Below are 5,981 nucleotides of genomic sequence, written 5' to 3' on the forward strand. Positions count from 1 at the left end.
CCTGGCTCCACACCTACAATCACCACCGCGGACACACCGCACTCGCAGGCAAGCCACCCGCCAGCCGCGTCCCCAACCTCACGGGTCAGAACACCTAGGGCGTGGCACCCGTCCCTCGGCTCCCCTCTTTCACACCTCCCCCAATGGCCCACCCCCGTCGGTGCCCCGGGTACTCCCGCCCCCCGCGCGGGTAAGAGCGCTGTGCAGGCAGCGCCGCGCCCCCGCGAGGGGGCCGGTAGGAGCACGTGAAGGGGGCACCGGATGCCAGGGGCACGGGACTCGCGGGCCCGGGTGGCCCGCCGGATCGCCACCGCGGCGGCCTACGGCGGTGGCGGTCTCGGCCTGCTCGGGGTGGGCCTGGTCGGCCTGCTGCTGACCGAGAGCAAGCTCGCCATCCAGGCCATCGGCATCCTGGAGACCCAGCCGCCCAGGGCCGACGGCGTCTACGGGGACGCCTTCGCCGACCGCGCCGTCGGCCCGCAGGCCCCGCTCGTGCTGGCCGTCCTCGGCGACTCCACCGGCGCCGGCCTGGGCGTGGCCCGCTCCGGCGAGACCCCGGGCGCCCTGCTCGCCGCCGGCCTCGCCTCGGTGGCCGAGCGCCCGGTGCGGCTGGTCAACGTGGCCCGCTCCGGCGGCCGCTCCGCCGACCTCTCCGGCCAGCTGGAGCAGGCGCTGCCGCACCACCCGGACGTCGCCGTGATCATGGTCGGCGCCAACGACGTGACCCGGCACAGCCCGGCCCAACTGGCCGTCCGCCAGCTCGGCGAGGCCGTCGCCGCCCTGCGCGCCAACGGTTGCGAGGTGGTCGTGGGCACCTGCCCCGACCTCGGGACGATCAAACCGGTGCGGCCGCCGCTGCGCTGGGTGGCCCGCCGGCTGAGCCGGCAGCTGGCCGCCGCGCAGACCATCGCGGTGGTGGAGGCGGGCGGCCGGACGGTCTCGCTGGGCTCACTGCTGGGCCCGGAGTTCGCCGCGCGCCCGGAGATGTTCGCCGCCGACCGCTACCACCCCTCGGCCCAGGGCTACGCGACCGCCGCGATGGCGGTGCTGCCCTCGGTCTGCGCCACCCTCGGGCTCTGGCCCGAGGAGGACCGCCCGGCCGCGGCCGTCCCCGGCACCTCGGTGCTGCCGGTCGCGGTCGCGGCGGCCGCGGCGGCCGACCGGGAGGGCACCGAGGTGGCGGCCGTACCGGCGGAGGGCGCGGGCCGCCGCTGGGCCCAGTTGAGGCACCGGCTGCGGATCGGCCCGCCCGGCCCGGAAGGCGCGAAGGAGGCCGGTACGGCCCCCGGGAACACGTCGGCCAGCTCACACGCTGGTACGGGTGACGCCTGATCTACCAGGCGGTAACTTTCCTCCCGGACGTCAGGTCCGCCGTCACCCAGCGAGGAGCCCGTCATGCCCGAAGCCGTCATCGTCAGCGCCGCCCGTTCGCCGATCGGCCGGGCCTTCAAGGGCTCGCTCAAGGACGTCCGCCCGGACGACCTGACCGCCCACATCATCCAGGCCGCCCTGGCCAAGGTGCCCCAGCTCGACCCGCGCGAGATCGACGACCTGATGCTGGGCTGCGGCCTGCCCGGCGGCGAGCAGGGCCACAACCTGGCCCGCATCGTGGCCGTCCAGATGGGCATGGACTACCTGCCCGGTGCCACCATCACCCGCTACTGCTCCTCCTCGCTCCAGACCACGCGGATGGCGCTGCACGCGATCAAGGCGGGCGAGGGCGACGTCTTCCTCTCGGCCGGCGTGGAGACCGTCTCGCGCAGCGTGAACGGCACCTCGGACGGCCTGCCGGGCACCATGAACCCGATCTTCGACGAGGCCCAGGCGCGCACCAGGAAGCGGGCGGAGGAGGGTGGCGGCGAGTGGCACGACCCGCGTGAGGACGGGCTGCTGCCGGACGCCTACATCGCGATGGGCCAGACCGCCGAGAACCTGGCCGCGCTCAAGGGCATCACCCGCGCCGAGCAGGACGAGTTCGGCGTCCGCTCGCAGAACCTCGCCGAGGCCGCCATCAAGGCCGGCTTCTGGGAGCGCGAGATCACCCCGGTGACGCTCCCGGACGGCACCGTGGTCAGCACGGACGACGGCCCGCGCGCCGGCGTCACCCTGGAGGGCGTGGCCGGCCTGAAGCCGGTGTTCCGCCCCGACGGCACCGTGACCGCCGGTAACTGCTGCCCGCTGAACGACGGCGCGGCCGCGCTGGTGATCATGTCCGACACCAAGGCCCGCGAGCTCGGCATCACCCCGCTCGCCCGGGTGGTCTCCACCGGCGTCAGCGCGCTCTCCCCCGAGATCATGGGCTACGGCCCGGTCGAGGCCTCCAAGCAGGCGCTCAAGCGGGCCGGCCTGACCATCGACGACATCGACCTGGTCGAGATCAACGAGGCCTTCGCGGCCCAGGTGATCCCCTCCTACCGCGACCTCGGCGTCGACCTGGACAAGCTGAACGTCAACGGCGGCGCGATCGCGGTCGGCCACCCCTTCGGCATGACCGGCGCCCGGATCACCACCACCCTGATCAACTCGCTGCAGTGGCACGACAAGCAGTTCGGCCTGGAGACCATGTGCGTCGGCGGCGGCCAGGGCATGGCGATGGTCATCGAGCGCCTCAGCTGACCCTCGGGTCACCCTCCGAAGGGTCTGGACCACCCATTTGGAGTGACGCAGCGTAATTGAGGGCCGAATCACACCGCGAGGTCGATCCGGCCCTCAATTCTTTCGTTTTCCGCCCGGAAATCGACACTGCGGAGCGGATCAACTCCACTGCGTAGAACGGTGTTACCTAACAATTTGGGGACAAGAGCGAAAGTCCAGGATGAATTGGACATTCGTCACTGCGGTAACAGCCCCGCATGCGGCAGTGTGGACACGTAACCCCGTTCCGCTCCTCGCTAGGAGTACGTTCCGTGAGCGCCGTCTACACCATCCTGCTGCTGATCCTGATCACCGTGTCGACCGCCGTGCTGCTCCACCTCCGCGGACTCTCCCGCCGACTGGACGCGCAGGCCGCGGCCCGCACCGCGCCCGCCCCGGTGGACGAGGCCGCGATACGCCGGGCCGTCACCGAGGCGCTCGCCGCCGACCGTGAGCGGGAGATCACCGAGGCCCGGGCGTTCTGGGCCGAGCAGGAGGCCCGCGCGGCCGAGGACGCGCCACTGTTCGACTCGCCGTTCTCCGGCGCGTTCTCCGGCACCGACGAGTGGCCGCTCTTCTTCCCCCGCCCCACCGGCCCGCAGGACGCCGTCGACAACGCCGGGACGATGGACCCGGAATTCGGCGAGGCGCTGCGCTCCGCGCTGGAGGACCTGATCAACGAGGGCGGCGGCACCGCCCCCGCCGAGCCCGGCACCGACGGCGGCATGCCGCTGCGCCCCGGCCACCCGGTCGGCGAGACCAAGGATGCCCGGGCCCGCCGCGAGGCCGACCTGCTGGCCACCGGCCTGGAGGCCGGGCTGCTGGACGCCGACCCGGCCGTCGAGGAGGCCCCGGTCGCCGCGCCCGACCCGCGCCGCCACCCCTCGCACCCCGACTTCGTGCCCAGCCAGGCGCCGTCCCGGGAGTGGACCGACAACCGGCTGGCCACCCTCGCCGAGGAGGCCGTCGCCCTGATCGACGTCCGCCCGGGCCCGCTGGGCACCCTGGACGTCTACGCCTTCGCCGACGGCACCACCCTCTGCGTGGCCCCGGGCGACCGGGAGGCCGCCTACCGGCTGATCGACGCGGTCCGCGCCGGCGAGCACGTCCGGCTGCTCGGCGGCTCGCGCTTCTCCGGCTCGTACTCGCTGACCTTCTCCACCCACGAGGAGGCCGTCTACGTGCTCGCCGACCGGGTGGTCGCCAGCATCTGACAGCGACTCACCGGCACACCAGCTCAGCAGCGCGCAGCAGGCAGGCCGAAGGCCGGCCGGGTCACGGGGTTACCGACCCGGCCGGCCTTCGGCCTGTGCGCGTTCCCGGCGACTCAGCCGCAGAGCGCCGCCGTCTCCCGCACCGCGTCCACGGCTGCGGCCAGCACCTCGGCCGCCGGCACCGGCCCGTCCGGCAGCGCCACCCGCGCGCCCTCCGGCAGCGCGGCCAGCGCGGTCGCCAGGTCGTGCCCGGCGACGGCCAGCTGGTCCCCCACCGCGAAGGCCCCGGCGTCCGGGAAGTCCCGCCGCGGGCCGCCCTCCACCGCCGCGGCCAGCCCGGCCAGCCGCCGCGCCAGCTCCAGCGCGGCCGCCGCCCGCGAGGCGTGCCCGGGCACGGCGCCCAGCAGCTTGCTCTGCGGCAGCGAGCGGAAACGATCCGCCAGTCTGTCGACGGCTTCGACCAGGGGATCCACGTCCAGGGGCGCTACGTCATGCATGGACAGGAGCCTAGGCCAGAAAGCCGCCGGGCCCCGGAGCGAGTCGCTCCGGGGCCCGGCGGCAGTGGTTCACGGCGGGAGGGGCCGTCAGTCGTCGCCGCGCAGGATCGCGATCAGGCGCAGCATCTCCATGTAGATCCAGACCAGCGAGAGGGTCAGCCCGAAGGCGGCCCGCCACGACTCGCGCTGCGGGGCGCCCTGGGCGATGGCCTCCTCGATCGCCGCGAAGTCCAGCGACAGGAAGAAGGCGCCCAGGCCGATGCCGATCAGGCCGACCACGATGCCCAGCGGACCGGAGCGCAGCCCCATGTCGGCGCCGAAGGCCATCGCGACCACGTTGACCAGCATCAGCAGCACGAAGCCGAGGGCGATCGAGATGCCGATCCGCTGGTAGCGGGCGGTGACCCGGATCCTGCCGCTCTTGTAGGCGAACAGCATGGCCCCGAAGACCGCCGCCGTGCCCAGCACCGCCTGGATCACGATGCCGTTCAGCATGGTGTTGAAGGCGTGCGAGACGGCACCCATCGCGAAGCCCTGGAGGGCCGCGTACGTCAGGATCAGCGGCGGGCTGACGCTGCGCTTGAAGGAGACCACCAGGCCGACGACCATGGCCACCAGGCTGGCGGCGATCGCGAAGCCGAAGTTCTCGAACGGCAGCGCGAACCAGGCCACCGCGCCGGCGACGACCAGCGTCAGCAGCGTCATGGCGGTGCGGGCGACCACGTCGTCCAGCGTCATCCGCCCGGTGGCGGCCGGCCCGGCCGACGGACCGTTGTACAGCTCGTAGAGCTGTTCGTCGGTCATCGGGGCCTGACCCTGCGGCTGCTGGGCGTAGGGCGTCCCCGCGTAGGGGTTGTTGCCGTACGGGCTCCCGGCCTGTGCGGTGTTGCCGAACCCTGCGTAGCCGGCGTCGCGGGTGAAGGACCCCTCCCGCGAGAAGACCGGGTTGCTGCTTCTCATTGCTCATTCCCTCCGTGGCGGTACTGCACCGCCCCGTACAAGGGTAATGGCTTGGCAAAAATTCCGGGATACGCCGCGAGGAGGATCCGGTGAACAACGACCGGCGGGGACGCCGTCGCGCCCCCGCCGAGCGTTCGGTGCCCGGAGCCGGACTCGAACCGGCACGGCCTCGCGGCCAAGCAGTTTTAAGCTGCCCGTGTCTGCGTTCCACCATCCGGGCGTCTGCGAGACCACCCTGAGCCTAGTCTCCCGACTCACTCTTTCGCATGTTCCCAGCCCCGGAAGTTGTCATGTTTCCTTGCCATCTGACGAACTGTCCGGGATTCGGCCACGAAGGATATCCGTTCCGGCCATCCGTTCCGCATCAGGGTCCACGTCATACCGCAGGAGGAGGGGCCAACCCCTCCCGTACGCCCAGCGGTGGTAGGGCCAACCGTCCGGCGGAGCGACGCAAGACCATGATCACGTCGCGGAACATGGAGGTACAAGTCCACGAGTACGACGAGCACAAGGAGCCCCCCGTGACCACGCCGACCGCAACCGCCGTCCACACCGGCCTGGCGGCCGCCCGAGCCACCGGTCTGAACAAGGTCTACGGGGAGGGGGAGACCCGCGTCGTCGCCCTCGACAACGTCAGCGTCGTCTTCCCCCAGGGCGAGTTCACCGCCATCATGGG

General features: G+C 72.5%; 5 protein-coding genes, 1 tRNA gene and 1 pseudogene. 4 read left to right on the forward strand and 3 right to left on the reverse strand.

The annotated features are described in order from the left end of the window. The first annotated feature begins 261 nt into the window (after nt 1-261). The 3 genes from ACIQ87_RS40080 to ACIQ87_RS40090 all read left to right on the forward strand — a co-directional run bounded on the left by ACIQ87_RS40080 (nt 262) and on the right by ACIQ87_RS40090 (nt 3,848). Nucleotides 262-1,332 carry an SGNH/GDSL hydrolase family protein gene (locus tag ACIQ87_RS40080; RefSeq protein ID WP_402417182.1) on the forward strand — a complete coding sequence of 357 codons (1,071 nt, stop codon included), beginning with the start codon at nt 262-264 and terminating at the stop codon, nt 1,330-1,332. A 63-nt stretch (nt 1,333-1,395) separates the two neighbouring features. Next, nucleotides 1,396-2,616 (forward strand): acetyl-CoA C-acetyltransferase, encoded by a 1,221-nt coding sequence (locus ACIQ87_RS40085; RefSeq protein ID WP_402417184.1) that lies wholly within the window; start codon nt 1,396-1,398, stop codon nt 2,614-2,616. A gap of 290 nt (nt 2,617-2,906) precedes the next feature. After that, nucleotides 2,907-3,848 carry a hypothetical protein gene (locus tag ACIQ87_RS40090; protein ID WP_402417186.1) on the forward strand — a complete coding sequence of 314 codons (942 nt, stop codon included), beginning with the start codon at nt 2,907-2,909 and terminating at the stop codon, nt 3,846-3,848. A gap of 113 nt (nt 3,849-3,961) precedes the next feature. On the opposite strand, the gene ACIQ87_RS40095 is transcribed toward ACIQ87_RS40090, so the two are convergent. The 3 genes from ACIQ87_RS40095 to ACIQ87_RS40105 form a co-directional block, all read right to left on the reverse strand. Continuing rightward, complete coding sequence (locus tag ACIQ87_RS40095; protein ID WP_402417187.1) at nt 3,962-4,345, reverse strand: hypothetical protein; 384 nt, start codon at nt 4,343-4,345, stop codon at nt 3,962-3,964. An 87-nt stretch (nt 4,346-4,432) separates the two neighbouring features. After that, nucleotides 4,433-5,305, reverse strand: coding sequence for a Bax inhibitor-1/YccA family protein (locus tag ACIQ87_RS40100; RefSeq protein ID WP_402417189.1), 873 nt, complete (start codon nt 5,303-5,305; stop codon nt 4,433-4,435). 138 nt (nt 5,306-5,443) lie between these two features. Continuing rightward, nucleotides 5,444-5,525: transfer RNA gene (locus ACIQ87_RS40105), tRNA-Leu, on the reverse strand. 256 nt (nt 5,526-5,781) lie between these two features. Here ACIQ87_RS40105 and ACIQ87_RS40110 point away from each other — a divergent pair. Further along, nucleotides 5,782-5,981, forward strand: a pseudogene (locus ACIQ87_RS40110) (hypothetical protein); the annotation flags it as partial.

It is taken from the genome of Kitasatospora sp. NPDC096204 (genome assembly GCF_044763205.1).
Classification (GTDB): domain Bacteria; phylum Actinomycetota; class Actinomycetes; order Streptomycetales; family Streptomycetaceae; genus Kitasatospora.